At 36.8% G+C, this 21,387-nt stretch carries 14 protein-coding genes; 2 read left to right on the top strand and 12 right to left on the bottom strand.

Going from position 1 to position 21,387, the window contains the following annotated elements:
• Positions 1 to 85 precede the first annotated feature (85 nt).
• Positions 86 to 565, top strand: a complete 480-nt coding sequence (locus tag MMO42_RS16520) for a CHAP domain-containing protein (RefSeq protein ID WP_241321375.1) — start codon at positions 86 to 88, stop codon at positions 563 to 565.
• Between the two features lie 16 nt (positions 566 to 581).
• Here the strand turns inward: MMO42_RS16520 and MMO42_RS16515 are convergent, their stop codons facing one another.
• The 8 genes from MMO42_RS16515 to MMO42_RS16480 form a co-directional block, all read right to left on the bottom strand.
• The gene (locus MMO42_RS16515) at positions 582 to 1,346 is read right to left on the bottom strand and encodes a tRNA threonylcarbamoyladenosine dehydratase (RefSeq protein ID WP_241321374.1); all 765 of its coding nucleotides are present in this window, start codon (positions 1,344 to 1,346) and stop codon (positions 582 to 584) included.
• A gap of 61 nt (positions 1,347 to 1,407) precedes the next feature.
• Positions 1,408 to 2,595: an MFS transporter gene (locus tag MMO42_RS16510; RefSeq protein ID WP_241321373.1), complete on the bottom strand. Its 1,188-nt coding sequence runs from the start codon at positions 2,593 to 2,595 to the stop codon at positions 1,408 to 1,410.
• Positions 2,596 to 2,708: 113 nt separating this feature from the next.
• Positions 2,709 to 5,465 carry an aconitate hydratase AcnA gene (gene acnA / locus MMO42_RS16505; RefSeq protein ID WP_241321372.1) on the bottom strand — a complete coding sequence of 919 codons (2,757 nt, stop codon included), beginning with the start codon at positions 5,463 to 5,465 and terminating at the stop codon, positions 2,709 to 2,711.
• Positions 5,466 to 5,591: 126 nt separating this feature from the next.
• On the bottom strand, positions 5,592 to 6,407 hold the full coding sequence (locus MMO42_RS16500; RefSeq protein ID WP_241321371.1) for a TatD family hydrolase: 816 nt from the start codon (positions 6,405 to 6,407) through the stop codon (positions 5,592 to 5,594).
• Positions 6,407 to 7,318 carry an RsiV family protein gene (locus tag MMO42_RS16495; protein WP_241321370.1) on the bottom strand — a complete coding sequence of 304 codons (912 nt, stop codon included), beginning with the start codon at positions 7,316 to 7,318 and terminating at the stop codon, positions 6,407 to 6,409. Before MMO42_RS16495 ends, MMO42_RS16500 begins: the two co-directional genes overlap by 1 nt.
• 108 nt (positions 7,319 to 7,426) lie before the next feature.
• Complete coding sequence (locus MMO42_RS16490; protein WP_241321369.1) at positions 7,427 to 8,254, bottom strand: hypothetical protein; 828 nt, start codon at positions 8,252 to 8,254, stop codon at positions 7,427 to 7,429.
• Between the two features lie 69 nt (positions 8,255 to 8,323).
• On the bottom strand, positions 8,324 to 9,913 hold the full coding sequence (locus MMO42_RS16485) for a peptide chain release factor 3 (RefSeq protein WP_151717072.1): 1,590 nt from the start codon (positions 9,911 to 9,913) through the stop codon (positions 8,324 to 8,326).
• Positions 9,914 to 10,241: 328 nt separating this feature from the next.
• Positions 10,242 to 10,814: a recombinase family protein gene (locus MMO42_RS16480; RefSeq protein WP_241321368.1), complete on the bottom strand. Its 573-nt coding sequence runs from the start codon at positions 10,812 to 10,814 to the stop codon at positions 10,242 to 10,244.
• Positions 10,815 to 11,590: 776 nt separating this feature from the next.
• Here MMO42_RS16480 and MMO42_RS16475 point away from each other — a divergent pair.
• The gene (locus tag MMO42_RS16475) at positions 11,591 to 12,328 is read left to right on the top strand and encodes a metalloprotease (protein WP_241321420.1); all 738 of its coding nucleotides are present in this window, start codon (positions 11,591 to 11,593) and stop codon (positions 12,326 to 12,328) included.
• Between the two features lie 5 nt (positions 12,329 to 12,333).
• Here MMO42_RS16475 and MMO42_RS16470 read toward each other — a convergent pair whose 3' ends face one another.
• The 4 genes from MMO42_RS16470 to MMO42_RS16455 all read right to left on the bottom strand — a co-directional run.
• On the bottom strand, positions 12,334 to 13,761 hold the full coding sequence (locus tag MMO42_RS16470; RefSeq protein ID WP_241321367.1) for a Mur ligase family protein: 1,428 nt from the start codon (positions 13,759 to 13,761) through the stop codon (positions 12,334 to 12,336).
• Complete coding sequence (locus MMO42_RS16465) at positions 13,761 to 16,949, bottom strand: CapA family protein (protein WP_241321366.1); 3,189 nt, start codon at positions 16,947 to 16,949, stop codon at positions 13,761 to 13,763. Before MMO42_RS16465 ends, MMO42_RS16470 begins: the two co-directional genes overlap by 1 nt.
• A gap of 11 nt (positions 16,950 to 16,960) precedes the next feature.
• Positions 16,961 to 18,616 (bottom strand): glycoside hydrolase family 88 protein, encoded by a 1,656-nt coding sequence (locus tag MMO42_RS16460; protein ID WP_241321365.1) that lies wholly within the window; start codon positions 18,614 to 18,616, stop codon positions 16,961 to 16,963.
• A 128-nt stretch (positions 18,617 to 18,744) separates the two neighbouring features.
• Positions 18,745 to 21,387, bottom strand: a 2,643-nt coding sequence (locus MMO42_RS16455) for an ABSDF2314 family large adhesin (RefSeq protein ID WP_241321364.1), incomplete at its 5' end; no start/stop codon positions are given.

Here is a 21,387-nt window from a genome sequence, read left to right as displayed (position 1 = left end):
TTTTGAAGATTTATCGCTTACCATGTGCTCCGTTAGAGATTCTGGCACACGTTCAGTTGTTTTGAAAATGCGGTAGAGATTCACAATGATTTATGATGTACCTTCAATAGACCACAGTATGATTCACCCACCCTCGCAACAGGTGGTTATTCCTTATCGAGAGATGCCAAAACTGCCATCGACTTCTGGAATTGATGTGAGTAAGTTCTCTCAGAAGTTGACCAAACGTGCGTCGTATCGTAGCTCATCTCAATGTGCTAAATTCGTCAGAATCGCTTTACAATCTGCTGGTGCCAATATCGTTCAACATCCTGTTGCAGCCTCAGACTGGGGACGTACCTTACAACAGATTGGTTATCAGAAAATCACCCCTGAATTTAACAACCCGCAGCCAGGCGATATCTATATTATCCACCGCACCAAGAAGCACCGTTACGGACATATTGCCGGCTTTACAGGCTCACAATGGGTTTCTGACTATAAACAAACTAGCTATGACGTCTATAAAGATCCAAATGTCACTTATAGCTATTACCGTTTAGCACCGCAATATCCTCAGGCTTAATCCGTCCAACGTTTATTTAAACTCTGATTTTATCCAGTTTCTTTAAGACTTCAGCCACTGCGACCATTGCAAAGCTTGAAGTCACTACCACTGCCGAACCATATCCCCCACAACGTAGACCAGCGCTTGGGCAAATCTCTGCGCTTGAAAATGGATTATCAATCGAATATACGCAAGTGATGCCAAATTTCTCTTTTGGTTTTTTACAAATCCCTTTCGAACGTAGTTGAGTGCGTAGCTTTGCCAACATCGGATCTTGTTCTGTTTTGGATAAGTCCGCCACCCGAATCTTAAGTGGATCCAGCTTTCCACCAGCGCCACCGGACACAATCAACGGGATTTTGTTAAAGCGACAATGCAACATCAAAGCAAACTTGGCTTTAACGTCATCAATGCAGTCTAAAATGATCGTTGGAACAGGAATTAAAATCTCTTTGACATTTTCAGGCGTAAGGTAGTCATCAATCACATTCACTTTCATACGTGGATTAATTTGACGGCAACGCTCGGCCATAATCTCAATCTTTTCTTGTCCTAATGTCGAGCTCATTGCAGGCAATTGACGGTTAACATTCGATGCCGCCACCACATCCATATCAACCAAAGTGAGCTCACCAATACCCGTACGAGCTAACGCTTCAACAGCCCAACTCCCCACACCGCCAATACCAATCACCATGACATGGCTTTGCTCATAATGTGCAAACGCATTTTCTCCATAAATTTTGGCAACACCAGCAAAACGGCGCTCATATTCATCATTTACAGGCACATCAGTCATAACAGGGCGATCTATAGCTTTCAATTAAAGCCGTATTTTAACGTGTTTAAACCCGTTTAGGTTAGCTTGATGAAACTTTGCTTGATGCTTGACCTTGGCGACTTAAAATCAGCAATAGAATAAAAACCATGAAGCTCATAAATAAAGCTAAAAGGTTGGCATTGATCCAGCCAAGACCACTCAAAATGGGGGCAGGTAAAAATGCACCTAAGGTCGCAAATAAGGCAATTCCAGTCTCATTAATTCCTTGCACACGATGTTTTTGCTGCTCATTTAAACCTGCCAATAACGTCGAGGCGCCTGAATAAGCGAAATTCCAGCCCACGCCGAGAACGATCAAGGCAGCATTAATATAAAGCCCAACTTGTCCCAGCATTGGTATGAGTGACGACAACATCAGTAAAGCAAAGCCCACATAAATTGTGGTGTACGTTCCCCATCGTTGAATCAGTTTAGAAACAAAGAATGATGGAATAAACATTGCCAACACATGCAACTGAATGGAGATCGAAGCATAGTGAAATGAATGATGTTCCTTTAAATGCAACGAAGACATAATCATCATCACATTCATAATATAGTAGGCAAAAGCACCACTGATCACGGCAGCGATAATCAAAGTGCTTGGCAGTTTGCTACGCTGAGTGGGTTCAATCACCACCTGCTGTGTCTGTTGGCGTTGGAATTTTGTGTTCCATACATACAAGATTGGAGATAACAACAAGGCTAAGAGACTAAAAATGAAATAGATAGCGGTGAAATCGGGTAGACCTGCTACCTGCTGAAATTGAATCGCCAATAGGGGTGCAATAATTGCTGCAATCACTCCGCCCGAGATCACCATGGCAGTTGCCTTTGGAATCAAATCGGCAGCCAAACGATCAGAAGCAGCAAAGCGATAAAAATTCGCAGTCGAGATAAATAAACCCAGTGAAAAATGGCTGAGGCATAATAGATAAAACTGTTGCTGCTGCAATGCCAGATAGCCTAGAACACCAGCCAAAAACAGGCAGATACAACCAAACTGGAAAACCAGATGACGTCCAAGCTTTTTCATTAAGAAAGAAAAAATAAAAGTCGTCAGTAACATCGCTAAAAACTGCAAACCATACGGCACAGTAGCCAAGGCCTGAGTTGGTGCAAGCTTTAAACCCACAATTGCAGCCACAGTAACTGACAAAACAGCGGCAATTAAATTAAATGCCTGCGCAGCCAAGAGATAATAAACATAGCGAGGTAACTGATTCAAAGCCTTTATCCAATTTGATCGGGCTTGACTACCTTAACGCTGAATACCTGAAATTCAAATAAAAAAAGATGAAAGACTCGCTTTCATCTTTGATTTATGAAGTATCCTATCGCTTAGGCAGCAATCAGATTTCGCAATACATAATGCAAAATACCACCTGCTTTAAAGTATTCCACTTCATTCAAGGTATCGATTCTGCACAATACTTTAAACTGAGTTTGTGACCCGTCCTCTCGCTGTACTTGGATATCCAAAGTCTGATGCGGTTGAATATCATCGGATAATCCATGAATCGAAAGCATTTCTCGACCTGTCAGATTTAAAGATTGACGTGTTTGACCATCTACAAACTGTAAGGGTAATACGCCCATCCCCACTAGGTTAGAACGGTGAATACGCTCAAAGCTTTCAGCAATGACCGCTTTTACACCCAACAAGTTGGTACCTTTTGCGGCCCAATCTCGTGATGAACCCGTTCCATATTCCTTACCAGCAATAATCACCAACGGCGTTTGTTGCTGTTGATAAAGCATGGAAGCATCATAAATGGCAAGTTTTTCACCTGTTGGAATGAAAATGGTATTACCCCCTTCTTCGCCACCAAGCATTTCATTCTTAATCCGAATATTGGCAAAAGTCCCGCGCATCATCACTTCATGATTGCCACGTCGAGAACCATAAGAGTTGAAATCTTTCGGTTCAACCCCCTGCTGCTGTAAATAACGTCCTGCTGGACTATCTTTCTTGATATTCCCTGCTGGAGAGATATGGTCAGTGGTGACGGAATCTCCCAACACGGCCAAAATACGTGCCTGCTCAATATTGGTAATGGCTTTCGGAGGCTGATTGATTTCCTCAAAAAATGGCGGATGTCGAATATAGGTCGAGTTATCTTGCCAAGCATAGGTTTGACTTTGTGGAATCTGGATCGCTTGCCAAGTTGCATCACCATCAAACACAGCGGCATATTCCTTATGGAACATGTCCGTATTCACTTTTTGCAGCACTTGATCGATTTCAAATTGGCTCGGCCAAATGTCTTTGAGATAAACGTCCTGCCCATCTTTGCCTTGGCCAATCGGCTGCGTAGTTAAATCTATACGAATATTTCCTGCCAAACCATAGGCGACCACCAATGGAGGAGAAGCCAACCAGTTGGTTTTTACCAATGGATGAACTCGTCCTTCAAAGTTACGGTTTCCTGAAAGTACCGAAGCAACATTTAAGTCATGGCATTGAATCGCCTCTTCAATCGGTTCTGGTAAAGGTCCAGAGTTACCAATACAGGTGGTACAACCATAACCGACCAAGTTATAGCCCAACTCATCCAAATAAGGCGTTACGCCAGCCGCTGCTAAATAATCAGTGACCACTTTAGAACCAGGTGCCAATGAGCTTTTCACCCATGGTTTTCGTTGTAGCCCTTTCTCAATTGCTTTTTTCGCCAACAATCCTGCAGCCAGCATCACGCTTGGATTGGAAGTATTGGTACAGGAGGTAATCGCTGAAATCACCACATCACCATCGGTCAATGGATATGATTTTCCATCAATGGTACATGCGGGTTCTTCATGGGCTAAATTTGCTTTCTTGGCTTCAACGGCAGTCCCTCCACCGCCTTCATTTTCCAAACGTTCTTTAGCTTCTTTGGCGGGTTTGAGATTCAACTCCATCAATGCATTAAAGGTCTTCGGAACATCTGACAGCAAAACACGATCTTGTGGGCGTTTTGGTCCTGCCAAACTTGCCTGAACCGTACTCATATCCAAGCTCAGTGTATCGGTAAAGATCGGCTCATCACCCGTATGACGCCACAAGCCCTGTGCTTTACTATAGGCTTCAACTAAATCAATCCGCTCTTGCTTACGACCTGTTAGAGATAAATATCCCAATGTCACTTCATCAACAGGGAAGAAACCACAGGTTGCGCCATATTCAGGTGCCATATTGGCAATGGTGGCGCGATCCGCCAAGGGTAAATCAGCCAAACCATCGCCATAGAATTCAACAAATTTGCCCACCACCCCTTTTTGACGCAGCATTTGCGTAATAGTGAGAACCAAATCAGTCGCAGTAATTCCTTCATTCAACTTGCCTGTCAGTTTGAATCCAATTACTTCTGGAATCAACATGGATACAGGCTGTCCTAGCATCGCGGCTTCTGCTTCAATCCCACCCACACCCCAACCTAAAACCCCCAGTCCATTGATCATGGTGGTGTGCGAATCTGTTCCAACGAGCGTATCTGGAAAAGCAAAAACTTGACTTTCATCATCGCCTAACCATACTGCCTGTGCCAAATACTCTAAATTGACTTGGTGGCAAATCCCTGTCCCAGGCGGTACTACACTAAAATTATTAAACGCAGATTGCCCCCAACGCAGGAATTGATAACGCTCACCATTACGTTGCATTTCAATTTCGACATTCTCAGCAAAGGCATTTTCATCAGCAAAATGGTCGACCATAACAGAATGGTCAATGACTAAATCTACAGGTGATAAGGGATTGATGAGATTAGGATCACCGCCTGCTTGAGACATTGCAGCGCGCATTGCAGCAAGATCGACGACCGCAGGAACACCCGTAAAATCCTGCATCAGCACTCGTGCAGGGCGATACTGAATTTCTTGATCAGAACTTTTGCTTTTCTGCCAATCCACCAGTGCCTGAATATGCTCCACTTTTACACTTTTTTGATCTTCAAAACGCAGTAAATTTTCTAGCAAAACCTTTAAAGACTTTGGCAATTGATCAATATTGCCAAGTGTTTCAGCTGCTCGCGCTAAACTATAAATTTGATAGGATGTTGAACCGACAGTGAGTGTTTGTAATGCATTGAAACTATTGATTTTGCTATATCTGGCCATAAGGTTACCCTCCCAGTATTGGCTGATGTGTTTATTATGAATTTCTTACTTTAATGTACCCCTGTTTAAAGACAGATGTGTTCCCTTTTAGTATCTTATTTTTAACAAGATTATTTGCTTATTCTCTTAAAATTGTAGCTGCAAGGCCGTCAAAGAATTTTGCCATAGCTGAGTTGCAAGCGGAGCCTTAGACTGCTCAAGGCTTTGTGCCAAACTCTCTAGTACATAAGGCAGGTTAACAGGTGTATTACGGGTGCGATGCTCTGTTGAGGTTTGACAACACAACGGCGTCATATCGGGACAATCCGTTTCAATGACCAAGTTTTCACTGCCAATCGCCTGCACCACTTGATGCAATTTTTTAGCATTTGGATTGGTGATTTGTCCCGTCACCCCGATTTTAAAGCCCAGTTTAACCAAGGCTTTGGCTTCTTCGACTCCACCACTAAACGCGTGAGCAATGCCACCCAATTTGAATTTTTGTGTTTTTAAAATTGCGATGGTTTCAGCATGGGCTTTGCGAATATGTAGCAACACAGGTTTTTGATAGTGGGTTGCAAGTCCAAGCTGTTCAATAAAATAATGCTGTTGCTGAGCAAATATGCTTGGCTGTTTGTGCTGTTTTAAAAAAGTATCTAATCCAATCTCCCCCACAGCAACACAATCATGTTGCTGTAAGACCTGCTCTAAGCGGTGTAAATGTTCGGGTTGATGTTGTTCGATATAAAATGGATGCAAACCCGGGGCAAGATAAGATCGCGGTACATTTTCCCAATGTTGTAATTGTTGATGGGTTTGAATCAGATCATTGAATCGTGACTCAAGAAAACCTATCAACACCAATGCCTCAACGCCTACCTGTTTTGCCTGTACGGCCAGATGTTGCCGATCATGATCAAAATCGGCAACATCAAAATGGGTGTGAGTATCAAACAATTGCATTAGCTTTTGGCTTTATCACTTGCAACAGCCGCAGAGGCCGCAGGTGTATCTATTTTAGGTAAATATTCAGGTTTTAATACACTTTGCAATTCACCAAATGGGATCACTAGACGTGGTAAGCCAACCACATAAGGTCCAATTTCATATTCACCATATTGCAGAATTAAACCTTGCTCTCCCAACAAGAAGTTATCCGTCACTTGGAATGGCCAAGCCTGTTCATACTCCTTCGGATCAGTTGCAAGTTTGGAATCAACAATCCATGTCTTAAAGGCTTCTTGCGCCAATTTATCTAAAGCTGCTTTCTGCTTCGGCAATAATAGATCATGCAATTGAATCTGTTTTTGACTCGCTAAATCAAAGTTATAGTAGCGTTGTGAGGTTGAACCATGCGCTCCGCCCAAATAACTACTACTATTTAACACCACGGTTGCTAGCTTGCCTTTAGGCTGTAAAATTTTAGGCTTAATCATCAAGCTAATCTGATGGCTACTGCTCAATGCTTTCAATTCTTCATCAATTTTGACAAATGAATCTGCATATAATTGTGCTTGGCTGTCTAAACTTGATTTTGACTCCGTTGTCTTTGGCGTAGATGTCGCTGTCTCTGCATCAACTACCTCTAGCATTTTGCTGAGTTGGTCTAAAATCTGTTGATCCAGTAATTGATCAATAAATGGGAAATTACTCTGTAATCGTTCAACGGTAAAATCAGGACAGGTATTGCCCTTACATTCGGGTAATTTCACCTGAATCTTGACGGTTTCCCCTTGTAAAACAGGTTCAGCCTGTTGTTGCACCGCAGGTGGATCCGTCGGTTTATCCTGTGACTCTTTCGGTTCTGATTTCGGCTGACACGCTGCAAGTAAAACTGCACATGCAAGAACGCTAAATTTATAAAATGTTTTCATTTAAAACCTATCAGCATTGTTATTACACAGGATTTTTAAATGCTATCGAAGTTCATGCAAAACCGCTAGCAGCACATGCAATTTCTATACGAAACTCAAGCAACTAGATTAAAACATCTGCTGATAAATTTCAGGTTGCAGCATCTGTTTGCTTTGTTCAGTGGTTAAATAAATATCCAACTGTGGTGCATCCTTACTGATTTCATTGGCACGATAATGTAGTCCAATACCTTCACCATCAAAGAACCAATCTGCTTGTCCCCAATACAGTTTCTTTGGAACCTGCTTTTTCACTTCTGAAGACTGCTTCTCAATCCATTGTTGGTAATGCACTTGAATAATCTCGTTCAATGCATTTTGCTGATTCTTCTGGATTACATCTAAAATGCTGACACTTTTTTGCAGCTTGCGATCGGCGACAAAGAAATAGAAACGATCCTTCACCGCAATATCTTCTTGTTGCGCATTTACTCCGACTTGCAACAATACATATTGGTTACGCTGCGAAGCGATCCGTGTATTTAAATGCAATTCATACGCTTTATTTTTAGAATATTTATCCTGCCATTCATCTGACTTTTTCACATACGCATTAATGGCTTGTTGCAGAGTCAGATTTTTATTCAGCTCAATTTGCTGTTGAATCACATTGGCCTGATTTTTCGCAATCCATGCATTCAGCCAATCATCCTGTGTTTTGATGGTTTGAATATCGACATCAATACAGTTTTTCTTTTCACAGAATGGCAAAGCATAATCAGCCTTCGCCTCTTTCATATTTAAATAAGGTAGAACTTCGGCTTTTTCAGTAGTCGCTGCTGCTTGCTCTTTGTTTTTGGCTGCATCGGTCTCATTTTTGTTAGGATGATCACATGCTGTTAAAGCCATCATTCCAATCAATACACTGAAAGCAAAAAGTGGTTTTAAAGTGTTCATCGCATCATCCTTTATTTTTCGATTATTCAATTAAAAACAGCCTCTAATTAGAAGCTGTTTTTGTCTATTTTAGTGTTCTCGTGTGTTACGGAACTGAATATCTGGCCAGCGTTCTTGCATCAATTGTAAGTTTACACGGCTTGGTGCGAGATAGGTTAAGTGGCCACCACCATCAACCGAAAGTTGATCATGTGCCTTCTTCTTAAACTCATTCAGAATCTTTTCATCATCACAATGCACCCAACGAACCGTATGAACACTGACTGGCTCATAAATACAATCCACTTTATATTCTTCTTTTAAGCGGTAAGCGACCACGTCAAACTGTAACACACCGACAGCACCCACAATCAAGTCGTTACTGATTTGTGGCATGAACACCTGAGTTGCACCCTCTTCGGATAACTCTTTTAAGCCTTTCTGTAGCTGTTTCGATTTCAAAGGATCTTTGAGGCGAACACGACGGAACATTTCAGGCGCGAAGTGTGGAATCCCTGTGAAATGCAGATTTTCACCGCTGGTAAATGTATCGCCAATCTGAATGGTACCGTGGTTATGTAAACCAATGATATCACCAGGCCAAGCTTCTTCGAGATGCTCACGCTCACCCGCAAGGAAAGTCAATGCATCACTAATACGTACATCTTTACCAATACGCACATGATTCATTTTCAAACCTTTTTCATATTTACCCGAGCAAATACGCATAAAGGCAATACGGTCACGGTGTTTCGGATCCATGTTGGCTTGGATTTTAAAGACAAAGCCAGTAAAACCTTCTTCATTGGCATCCACAATACGTTCTTGGGTTGGGTGTGCTTTTGGTTCTGGTGCCCAATTGATAAAGGTGTCCAGTACATGATCAACAGCAAAGTTACCTAAAGCCGTACCAAACAAAACTGGTGTTTGCTTCCCTTGCAAGAATAATTCACGGTCTAATGGTTCATTTGCCATTTGGACCAATTCAAGAGATTCTTCAAAAGATGCCCACGCCAACTCACCGACTTTTTCACGAATATCCGCATGGTCATAGCCATCACGAACATCGATATCAGTAATGGTCGAACCAAAACCTGCTTTATAGACATACAGTTTGTTTTCAAGCAGATTGTAAACACCAGCAAAGTCACGCCCCATACCCAAAGGCCATGTGATTGGAACACAGCGAATATTCAGGACATTTTCAATTTCATCCAGCAACTCTAAAGGCTCGCGAATTTCACGGTCCATTTTGTTGACGAATGAAATGATTGGCGTGTCGCGCATACGACACACTTCCATCAATTTAATGGTACGTTCTTCGACACCTTTGGCGCCATCGATCACCATGAGAGCAGAATCGACAGCCGTTAAAGTACGATAGGTATCTTCCGAGAAGTCTTCATGTCCCGGGGTATCGAGTAGGTTGATGGTGTGCTTTTTATAAGGGAACTGCATCACCGACGTGGTAATCGAGATACCACGTTCTTTTTCCATTTCCATCCAGTCAGATGTCGCAGAACGGTCAGACTTACGACTTTTGACCATCCCCGCAACCTGAATCGCCTTACCCCATAACAACAGTTTTTCTGTCATGGTGGTCTTACCCGCATCGGGGTGGGAAATAATCGCAAAGGTGCGACGCTGGGCAACCTGTGCCGCTAATTCATCTTTAAACATGCTAAAAATCTACAATTTGTGCACCCATGTGTATCTGCAAACAATGGCAAGAAACGATGGCGTGCGAAAGAATTTAAAATTGGCGCAATTGTAGCAGATTTATAGAGCATGTTGACCGATAGTTAGCTTGTCAAAGAGCAAGAATGTGACGATTTCCTCACTACAAATTATTTAAAAGTTCCAATTATTAAAAGAGTAATCAGAGTGGGAATCATTTAAAAAAAATTCCAGCACTTTATTTTAAATAACATTATTGCCATTTTAAAATAACGAGTAGAAAAACATTAATACATCCAACTCATTATTTTTCAAATGACATTTTTATGGATTATTTTTTTGCAGCTTTATCCAAGATTCTTTGTATAACTGTACGAGTTACTGAAAAATGTTTTGCTAAAGAATAAACACTTTCCCCTCTTTTAAACATCTCAATAACTTGATTCTTTTGCTCGTTTGTTAAAATTTCGGGTCGGCCTACTTTTTTTACAATTTTATTTTGCTTCTCATTATTGACACTAAATTGTTTTTCAAACTCAAAGCATAATTTAAGAAAATGCAGAAAAAATATTTTCAAATCCCCACTGATCTCACTTTTAGAATAATCCAAACAAATAAGTCGAATCTTCTTTTGGTAAATTTTATCTGTTAAAGATAATATCTCTTCAAAACTACATCCCAAACAATCAATGCTTTTTATTACCAAAAGATCATCCTCTTCCAAAGAGTAATTTATCAAGTTCAATAATTTATCTCTAAAAATAATAGATTTATTAACTGAAACTTCCTCTAAAACCAATCTATTTTTCTGAATTTTATAGCCATATTCATTGAAAAAAGACAGGAACTTCCGTGATTCAATTTCGACACAAGTGTCAATTCTTACATAGGCATATGTACGCATATTTAATACACCAGAAAGCTACAAAATTAAACATAACAAAACGATACTACCATACATTTTTTTAAAAAAACATGAACTAAATCACACTACTGTATTCAACATTGTTTAAAACATATGCAGGAAATATAAAAAAATACAATTAAAATCAATATGTTATTATTTTTTTCATCAAAATTAAAAGATACAACAAAATAAGAGTTAAATACATAGTATGTATAGCTAAGTCCAAAACCTGCTTAGCAAAAAATAAAAAAAAAGAGAGTAAAAAATTTAAAATTACCTTTAAAAAAACAGTTATTAAAAAACATGTATTAAATTATTCATTATTTTAAAACATAAAAATAGAACACAAATAACTCACCTTAAAATTGATTTTATAATTTATATTTTTTGAAAAATAACCTATTTTCATTATATTTAAACGTTGCTTTTTTTATAAAAAATTCAAACATTCAAGTAAGATTTAATTTAGCCCAGTATCTTGCTCGAGGTTAATTTAAATAAATACTATAATCAAAATTAAAAAACATCTATACCTCTTATAAAAGAACAAAACCAATGAAACAAAAAGTAAAATCACATTAGGGAATATCTAGTCAAATACTCTAACTTCATAAAAATCAACTTAAATTTAAAAAATATATATCTTCAGCATCGATTTAATATTAAAATCAAAATAATTAGCGTGAAAACACTATCAAAAATTGATAATATAAATTAGAAACCAAACAAAAACCTAATTATTAATAATAGGTTTTCCCCAAGAGAACTGAATGATGATATATACAAAAATTACAGTACTACTATTTATTAGCTTTGCTTGTATTGCTTGTAGCAATAAAGAAAAAAATTATATAGAATTAGGAAAACACCCCATAAATATTCCAAAAAGAGAAGATAATACACTGCCAATTGTATATGTTAGCTTTATCTATACAACAAAACCGTCTAAAGCCAACGGTTTTGACAATAAAGATCAAATGATTAAAGAAATTAATATCCTAAACCAGTATTTTGTAGATGAAAATAATCAGAAAATTTTTAGATTTAAGCCCTATCGCTATTACTCATATGCTAACTTTAGTAAGCGTAACTGTGACCTAGCTTATCGCCTAAACCAACCTAGAAAAATTATAACAGAAAGTATTCCTAATTCAGTGAAACGCTGTTTTCCAGAACGCAAGTCTAAAGAAATATTTTTTATTATTTATGATGCATATAATGAAAAACTAAAATATAGAGATGTCACTAGTTGGGGCTTCCGCAACATGGGCCAACCATTTATATTAATCGATTGGCAAAGGCTGAATTATAATATTCAGGCAGCAACACCACATGAAATGGGTCATGCTTTTGGCTTAAAACATTTTTGTACACCTGGCGCCAAGTTAAGTGATTCAACAAATATTATGAGCAGTAGTGATTGTAAACTAGGTAATGGTGGGCAACGTAATATTGGGTTTAATCATGTGCAAATTTCCACAATTTTAAACTACTACCAAAATTTCAGATGATGAAATTAATTTTTTTCATCTTCTACAAACCAATTAATATTTTTTTCAAAGGAAATAGCTTCTCTTTTTATATGGCTGTGTAGCTTATATAAATTAATCGCATTAGAAGCTTTCAACACAATCAAACTACCATCTGAAAAATTGCTATCAATATATGGTATAAAATCATCTACATTTAAAAATGATTCCATTTTTTTACTTTTCACACATTTAAATAAAATATCACCGATCAAAATAATTTTATTAAATTGATTTAATAATGGATTATCCAAAATACTTTGATGTATTTTTTGACTATCAGCACCAAGTTCCAACATATCACCCAAAATCAAAACTTTATTTTTGACTTTTCTTATACTTATTGATTCTAACAAAGACTGTACTGAAATAGGTGAGGAATTATATGCATCATCTATTAGTTCAAAAGTCAAGTTATGTTTATAACCAACTCTATTACGATCAAATCGTCTTGGTAGAGGTGCGTAAAAATTAGATAATGCATTGAATTTAGAAAAGTTAAAATCAAAGCCATTTAAAACCGCATATACATAAACTGCATTAATTAAATCAGCATTATTTCCTTGAGGGATTTTCAGCGTTATTAAATTATTATAAAAGTATATATCAACACTAGATTCTTTTTTTTCTAAAGAAAATTTCAATATTTTTATATCAGCATCATCCTCCCCTACTTTTACAATATTAATATCATTTCTTATTCTATAGTCTATTTTCTTCAGCATATTAAAAGTACGAGTTGAAACAACTAATCTACCACCTGGTTTTAGAGCATCTATAACACTTGATTTCTCCAATAGAAGGTCAGTTAATGTTGGATATTTCTCTTGATGGCTAAAGTTAATATCTAACAAAATAGAAATTGTAGGAGAAACTACTTTTATAGGAACAGATAAACTACCTACACCTGATGCTCCTGTTTCTAAAACAACATATTGTGTAGTTTTCTTAATATTACATAAAGTACAATATATTCCTAACCAAGCATTTTCATTTCCAATTGTATGTATAACATGAGAATTCATAGATAACATTTTTGAAAGCATATTTTTTACAGAGCTTTTCCCTACACTGCCAGTTACCACAATAACATCGCCTGTAAAAATACTCCGTTTATAACTTGCCAACGCCAATAGTATTTTCTTGACAGAAGGAACATGAATAATTTTCGATCTTTTAGACTCTATATTTTTATATTTAGGATCACTTGTTATAACAAAAGCACCTTTTTTCAATGCTTTATCAATCAAATGTAAATTTTCACTTCCAGTTTTCCAATGAAAATATAAATGATCTACAGCTAAGCCATCTGTATAGATACTAAAATTTATTATCTTTTTATTGTGGTATTCTTCATCAAGATATGAAGTAATTCTTGAAATTTTCATAATTTCAAACAAAGTTAGATCTAACATTAATATTTCACCTCTAAATAATACCCATATTCATCTATATTTTTTATTATTCCTTCCTGAGTCTTTTCCAATAAAACTCTTAATGCAATATCAAAATCGGTTTGATTCACAAAAGAGGGCTGCCAAAATGTTTTCAGATTATTCGTAAAAATCGGATATAGCTTTAACTTTTCTTCATGTAGGTTTAATCGGACTATACATCCATATGGTAGTGCTTGATGCTTATCATATTCTCCATTACTATTGAATACGCCATTCCCAATACTATAAATGATTGGTTTTCCATTAATATATTCAATAGGTTGAATAGTATGTGGACCATGTCCAATCACTATATCTGCACCACAGGATACAAGTAATTTGGCAATTCGAGTCTGTTCATCTTGAACTGGCTTAAAATCAACACCCCAATGACTAATTACCATAATTTTGTGGTGAGGAAAACAAGTACGATAAGCTTTAAGCTGCTCTATGAGAATACCATTCGTACAAGCCACCCCATCTCTATGACCTAAAGCATAGAAGTCAAATTTATTGTAAGCAACATCTCTATGCCAGTATCCATTAAAGATTGCTATCTTTTTATCATTGTAATCAATTTCAAAAAACTCATTTGCTTGCTTTTGATTTCGACCAGCGCCTATGTATGCAATCGACTTTTTATCAAATTGATCTAGAGTAAATTCAAGACTTTCACTTCCATAATCTTTTAAATGATTGTTTGCAAGTACAACATGATTGATATTTCTATGTAAAAATTCATTTAAGGTTTTTTCTGCATCAGCCCCTAAAATAAAAGGCTTAATCTTTTCTAAAGGTGACTGCTCATTTTCTTTATTGGTAAAGACTGCTTCAAAGTTTGCAATATTAATGTCATCTTTGCCAAAGATTGAAGCGATTTTTTCAAAAGAGTACGTATAGCCATATTTCTGTAATACATCGACTATTTTTCTTCGCTCTCTAATTTTGGTATAAAACTCACCAAAATATGTATCACCTAAAATATTAATAAACGGGCTTTTAGCATTTATTTTTTTAGGATTTGGTAACTCATCAAAAGTTTGATTATACGGAAGAGTATGCTCTATCTTTGCTTGCTCCCCATCTGTATAGTGAATACTTATTCTTTTTGTAGGCTGCTGACTAAAACCAATATAAACCAGCCTACTTCTATCACCTAAGAATAGAAATCCATTTAGACTAGCATCTAAAGTAACAGCAATGCTTGGTCTTAATATTTTTTCTTTAAAATAGGTAATATCAACAAAAAAATGACTTCTAAAATATACTGGAAGTTCAAAAATCTTTTTTGCAACTTTAAAGATATCTATAAAATTTTTTTCTTGATTTATCCCTCTCACGTTTCGCCCTGTAACATTAAGAATCTTATTTGGATCTATTCCTATAATTTCAGCTTCTCTCTTTATGTCTTTTAATGCATCGCCAGTTGTTCGATACAATAGCTCTGCAAGAGCTAATACACAATCTGGTTTTTGAGTTAAAATTGTATATTGCAATATCTGGCAAAAAGAATAGCTTTCTCCAAAAAACAGACCTAAAGCATTTTTTATTTTAGCTTCTCTATCTACATTTTCAGTAACTTTATAAATAGAATTCAATTGAATATCATTTAATGCATATTTCTTTAAGGCTAAATAAATTAAAATAAGAGCACCAATACCATACTCTGTTTTAGTCTGCCATATTTCTTCTGAGAAATTGGAATGAGATAAATTTGCAGTGACATGCTTGCCTAAGTTATTATCTATTTGATTTTTATCTTGTATCACTATTAGATTAGGAATTGTTGCTATAGTCGAATTTCGTCTTGAGCCTTTAATAAGAACAACGTCATTTTCTTTTAAAAGATTTCTAACCTGTTTAGCACATTGATTGGCATCTGTATAGTGCCCTAGATTTCGCTCTTTTGGCAAAATTTGATTTAAGAATAGTGTATCTTTACCAAAAGTTGCAATGAATTCAAACTCATTTTCAAGTATTGGCGTGAGTAAACTTTCATGGACTTGTCTAGACTTATTTCCTAAATTTATAATATCGCCTATTATTAATATTTTTCTATTTTTTTTAAATTTTTCATAACAATACTTAAATGCATTAACCATCGAAAGATATTCTGCATTATAAGTATCATCAATTAAATATGCCTTCTTACCCTGCACTGGTAAAATTTCTAATGTTGATTCTTTATTAGTCATAGAATTAAATAAATGTAGAGTTTTAGTCACATCTAAATCAAGTGTATATAAGGTTGCAAAAGTAGCAACCATATTACTCAATGTCCCATCATCAATATAATGATCTAATAAAATATTGTAATCAATTTCTTTTATATTAACTAAAAAACCTTTATCAGTTCTCTCATATCTCACATCAGCCTTTTGATGCTTACCATAACTCAAAATATTATGACTATACCGCTGAACACAGTATAAAAGATGGTCGTAGTTTTTTATATCACGATTTAAAATTACTATCCCAGCAGTATTTAAACCATTTGCAATCCTACTCTTAAAATCTGCCGTCTGATCTTCATCATAACCTTTTTGTCCAACACCTATTTCCGTAATAATCGCAATATCAGGACAAGATAATTGACTAATCCCACCATCTTTCATCCATAGCGCAGACATTGCGGTTTCTAAAATTAAATAGTCTGGCTCAAACATTGCGTTGGATAATGTCAGCTTTACGCCTGTTCGCGAATTATGATTACCATACGTTGCATAAGTGGATCCATACTTTTTCAATAATAAGTTAAGGTAATTTTTGGTGCTAGTTTTTCCTACTGTACCTGTAATTGCAATCGTTTTACTCTTAATATTCTTTCTTGTGTATTCAGCACATTGACTAATAAATTGATAAGAGTCTGCTACAACATATTGTGGAAGATGTGAAGGCAACTCTAATATAGGTCTTTGTACTACAACCCCTTTTACATAATCATGAAAGGTATACACAAGATCATGAGTATCCTCCCATTTCGCATACACTCCAGTATTACCTGTTCCCTTTAGCCATGTCTCCTTATCCATTGCAACAAAGAGTGTTTCGTCTTTTTTACAATTCAACTGATTTTCTGAAATATGTTGAACATACCAATCATCTTTAGGTTCAACATGCCATCTTCCAGGCATTATTTCCTCGATATTGTTCTTATTTAGAATCATTCTTTCACCATTTAAAAATAATTTACATAAGCAACATATCCAGATAAATTATGCTCTTGGTCATCTATCCGAGTTCTAAAACGGTCATGTCGAACATAAAAGGCGTTTAAAATTTTATTTGGTCTTGCCATGTACATCGCAACTTCAGGGTAAAAGAAACCACTTCTCTGAAACTCGCTTCTGATCTCAATCAATTCTTGAAGTTTTTCAAACTCTGCTTTTGCATATAACTCATCATAGCCTTGTTCTTTTAATCGCTTCACCATCTTATATGCAGACATTAACATTTCTAAAAATGTTGCATAAGCTGTCTTTCTATCTTTAATAAAGTTCATATGTTTTAAGTAGTTATTTAAGCCAAACTGAAAATATTTTTCTTCTGGGCATATTTTAGTAAGCTCATTAGTACAATAACTTAACCAATGATCATGATATTTGTCATACTTTTTCTCAATAAAATGTTCAAACATTAATTTTACAGTTTCAAGTAATTTCGGATCTTGATTAATTTGATAAAGCCTCAATAATGCTAAAGCTGCTTCACCATCATAATAAACGATACGAAATTTTTCTTTTAGTTCCAAACTTGGATAATGTAATACATGCGTTGTTTGTCCATTTGCATCAACCATTTCTAAAATCCCATTTGCAATTGCTTCTGCGTATTTTAGATAACGATCATCCTGAGTAAGCTCTTGATATTTTGTGAGCATAAGGATAGCTGCAGCATTTGATCCCAGCTTAATCTCGATATTTTTTTCACCATCAATCATAAAAGCAATATTTTCTTGCTTTTCTTTATAAAATTGATCAATCGCATACTGGATTGCACTATATATTCTAGGCCAGTACGCTTGATTTTCTTTTACTTCTAAGCTTTCAATAAGTGCATACACTGATGTACAATGTCGAACTGTATTATAGCTTTTCAATTCACGATCAAAAGCTGGAAAATAGCCATAAATAAATTTACCATTTTCTTGAATTTGCTCCATCAAAAACTCTGCATTTTTTGAAATTAAATTTTTGAGATGTTCTTTTTTATTATCTTCTAATTCTCGAACACCATTTTGACACCCCCCACTTTGCAAAGAAACAAATCGATCATTTTCATAAATTGCACCATGAGTTTCAAAAGTCCATACAAATTGAAGCTGATCTAATATGACATTTTTCTGAATATTTGGATATTTTTTCTTAATTGCATTATTTAAATTATCTTCGTCAAAAAAATTAGGTTGATCATATTTCAGCCCACGAATAATTGCTCTCCCATAAACCTCCTGTTCCAAGAAAACCACATCGAAGTTTTGATCTAAACTAATTCCTTTACGATAATGATTATTATGATTCTGATTGGTGACTTGACTGACAACACTTTCCCAGGATTCTTTTTCAATCTGGTAAGCAATATCTATTTTGAAAAAATTAAGTAATTTTTTATTTTTTTCAAAAGTTTTTTCAATAAAATTAAGCATCCTTTTTAGTATTATATCAATATTTCTATCGCTATTACTCCAAACTGTACTTCTTTGAGTTCCATCACCATAGGATAAAAAAACATAGTATCTTTCACTATTATTTTCTTCATTTTCCAAAGTTTTATTCACCCATTCAAAGGCATTTTGCTTAAGCTTTAATAATTCGGTATAAGTATTTATTGCCATATTAATTACACACTTAAATTTAATAAAATTTAAAAATCTATATTTGAATAATATATCATAATTATTCAATTTAAATACTAGTCATATAATAAAAAGAGGGTCCTTAGACCCTCTTTTTTTAAATCAAATTAAAACAACAGTTGATTATTATTCAACAACTCATCCAGTGTCGTATCTGTATTTTTTAATACAATAAGATCTGTTGAGTTATATACATTTCCATTACCATCACGATCGATGCTAATTAATGTATTTCCTGCACCATCTGAAGTAACTGACACATAATTTGCAATATTATCTGCATTAGCACCGTCTAACAGCGTACTAATATCAACTTTATCACCTTGCGCCAAATTGAAGTCAGTCCATTCATCCGTACCATTACCACCCGTTGCGTCAGCAGCGTTCAGTAAGTTATAGACAACTGTATCTGCTCCAGCTCCAGTCGTAATGATGTCATGGCTAGCAGTACTCACGACCTCACTACCAATATTCACGGTCAATGTTGCAGGTGTACTTTCATCGCCCGTTGCAGCAACCAGTTTATAGTTCAGTGTAGCAACATCACCTGAAGTCGCAGAACCATTTGCTGTGAACGTATATGTTCCATTTGCCGAAACCACGAAGGTACCATCTTCAACCGAGATTGTTTGACCATTGGCTTGTACATACGTACCAGGTGAAGTTTCTACAAATACTTTCGTACTTGCACCGCCCGTTACATCTACACCACTACCAGAGTCATCTGTTAACAAGTTACCTGTAGCTGTTACCGTTGCACCATTACCAATGAATTGGTCAAAATGTGTGAAAGTAGCATTTACAGTTGTATTAACAGTAGTTGTGTTCGTTCCAGCAATCAGAGGAATATTAGATTCTGTGCTACCAAACACAACACGCCATTGGCTAGTAGTCTCTGATGCAGAAACTTGATAAGAACCGCTGATCAACACTGTACCACCCGCATCACCTAAGATTGGTGATGAATGTACAACTGAAGCTGATGCTCCAGGCTGAGTTGTCCATACACCGCTCACAAGTTTTTGTACTTGGTAACTGAAAGTATCGCCATTAGCAGAGCTATCGAAGATACCGCCTTGTGTAGTTACAGAGAAATTAATCGATGCAGCAGTATGTGCAGCAACATTAATCACATCACTCGTGTCACTACCAGCAACAGAAGTAGCCGAACCAAATAAAGGTTTTGTACTACTTGCGGCCATACTACCCGAGTCAACTGTTGTGTTAGTTGATGGAACTAAAGTAATCGCAGCTGCTGCTGTATTATCAGTTGCCGTCAACTCTACTACACCATCTTGAGTCGGATCTTCTGGCCATGTGATATCAAGACCATTTGTATCAATGCGAATATTTAAAGTCGCAGTGTCTTGATGTCCATCACTGTCTTGAAGGGTATAAGTGAAGCTATCTACTTTACCTAGACTATTTGGAACAGTGAAATCACGGATGTATTCATAATTACCATTCTTATCAATAAACAGTTCACCATATTCGCCTTGAATACGAGTAAATGCTTCATTGTCTTGTGGTAGAGCAGTTGTTACACCGTCTTCATTAGCAACACTAACAACTGTTGCTGTTTGACCAGCATGGATCACATCAGCAACATCTGTTGGATTTTCAGGGTTGTTTGCTGAAATGACATTACCTTTGGCTACTACATCTCCATAATCACTCAACACCTCGTTGGTAACAGAAATTGAAGCGATACCAATTCCAGTTACTTGTACGCCTGCACCTGGAGTTAGTACAAGTGCATATTGCCCTTCAGGTAGATTATCGATAGATGCTCCGCCACCCATAACTCCACCAATGAATCCAACCATGATTCCAGCATTATCTATTTTGCTGTACGGTTCGTATCCACCAGTATTCTCGTTATAACGAAGAATATTAAGGTCATAAGCTCCAATACCACCACCAAATAAAACACCACCAAAAGATACATCAAACGATGCAATTCCACCTTCAGGTACGGTAACTGTAATTGGTGTTTGACCTTTCAAGTCAATAATTGGACCGAGGAATGACAATGATGGGAAGGTTACTAATGCGCCACCAGGAATATCTGGATTAGTTACTACAGGAGTAATCTCACTTAAAACAGTTGCTACATCACTAATTGCATCTAAGTACAATGGTGCTGTTGCTTCGGTTGGTTGTGATTCATTACCTGCAGCATCTGTCGCAGTCACATCTACCACTTCATTATTCGCCAGATCCGCTGGATTAACTGGAACAGTGTAATTGCCATTTTCATCCGTAACCGCTGTACCCAATACGTTACCGTCTTGGTCTTTAACAGTCACTGTTGAACCTGGTTCCGCTGTACCTGTTACTGCATCACCTTCATCGTTGAACTCAGCAATCGGTGCATTTGGTGCCGTTGTGTCATCCGCTGTCGCTTGTGTAGGTTCAGATTCATTCCCCGCAGCATCTGTCGCAGTCACATCTACCACTTCACCATTAGTTAATGGGTTTGCTAGATCTACTGTGTAGTTGCCGTTTTCATCGGTAACCGCTGTGCCCAATACGTTGCCGTTTTGGTCTTTAACAGTCACTGTTGAACCTGGTTCCGCTGTACCTGTTACTTGCGTGCCGTCATTAACAACATCAGCTGTCGGTGCATTTGGTGCCGTTGTGTCATCAGCTGTTGCTTGTGTAGGTTCAGATTCGTTTCCAGCAGCATCTGTCGCAGTCACATCTACCACTTCACCATTGGTTAATGGGTTTGCTAGATCTACTGTGTA

This window comes from Acinetobacter sp. ANC 3882 (assembly GCF_022549545.1).
GTDB lineage: Bacteria > Pseudomonadota > Gammaproteobacteria > Pseudomonadales > Moraxellaceae > Acinetobacter.
The sequence above is the reverse complement of the archived record's forward strand: the minus strand, read 5'-3'. Positions and strand labels throughout refer to the sequence as shown.

Bases quoted from the DNA above. Each gene is read 5' to 3' on its own strand.
- MMO42_RS16480 (WP_241321368.1), bottom strand. From the start codon at position 10,814: ATGCGTACATATGCCTATGTAAGAATTGACACTTGTGTCGAAATTGAA.
- MMO42_RS16500 (WP_241321371.1), bottom strand. From the start codon at position 6,407: ATGCAATTGTTTGATACTCACACCCATTTTGATGTTGCCGATTTTGAT.
- MMO42_RS16490 (WP_241321369.1), bottom strand. From the start codon at position 8,254: ATGAACACTTTAAAACCACTTTTTGCTTTCAGTGTATTGATTGGAATG.
- acnA (WP_241321372.1), bottom strand. From the start codon at position 5,465: ATGGCCAGATATAGCAAAATCAATAGTTTCAATGCATTACAAACACTC.
- MMO42_RS16470 (WP_241321367.1), bottom strand. From the start codon at position 13,761: ATGTTAGATCTAACTTTGTTTGAAATTATGAAAATTTCAAGAATTACT.
- MMO42_RS16520 (WP_241321375.1), top strand. From the start codon at position 86: ATGATTTATGATGTACCTTCAATAGACCACAGTATGATTCACCCACCC.
- MMO42_RS16515 (WP_241321374.1), bottom strand. From the start codon at position 1,346: ATGACTGATGTGCCTGTAAATGATGAATATGAGCGCCGTTTTGCTGGT.
- MMO42_RS16460 (WP_241321365.1), bottom strand. From the start codon at position 18,616: ATGGCAATAAATACTTATACCGAATTATTAAAGCTTAAGCAAAATGCC.
- MMO42_RS16475 (WP_241321420.1), top strand. From the start codon at position 11,591: ATGATATATACAAAAATTACAGTACTACTATTTATTAGCTTTGCTTGT.
- MMO42_RS16465 (WP_241321366.1), bottom strand. From the start codon at position 16,949: ATGATTCTAAATAAGAACAATATCGAGGAAATAATGCCTGGAAGATGG.
- MMO42_RS16495 (WP_241321370.1), bottom strand. From the start codon at position 7,318: ATGAAAACATTTTATAAATTTAGCGTTCTTGCATGTGCAGTTTTACTT.
- MMO42_RS16485 (WP_151717072.1), bottom strand. From the start codon at position 9,913: ATGTTTAAAGATGAATTAGCGGCACAGGTTGCCCAGCGTCGCACCTTT.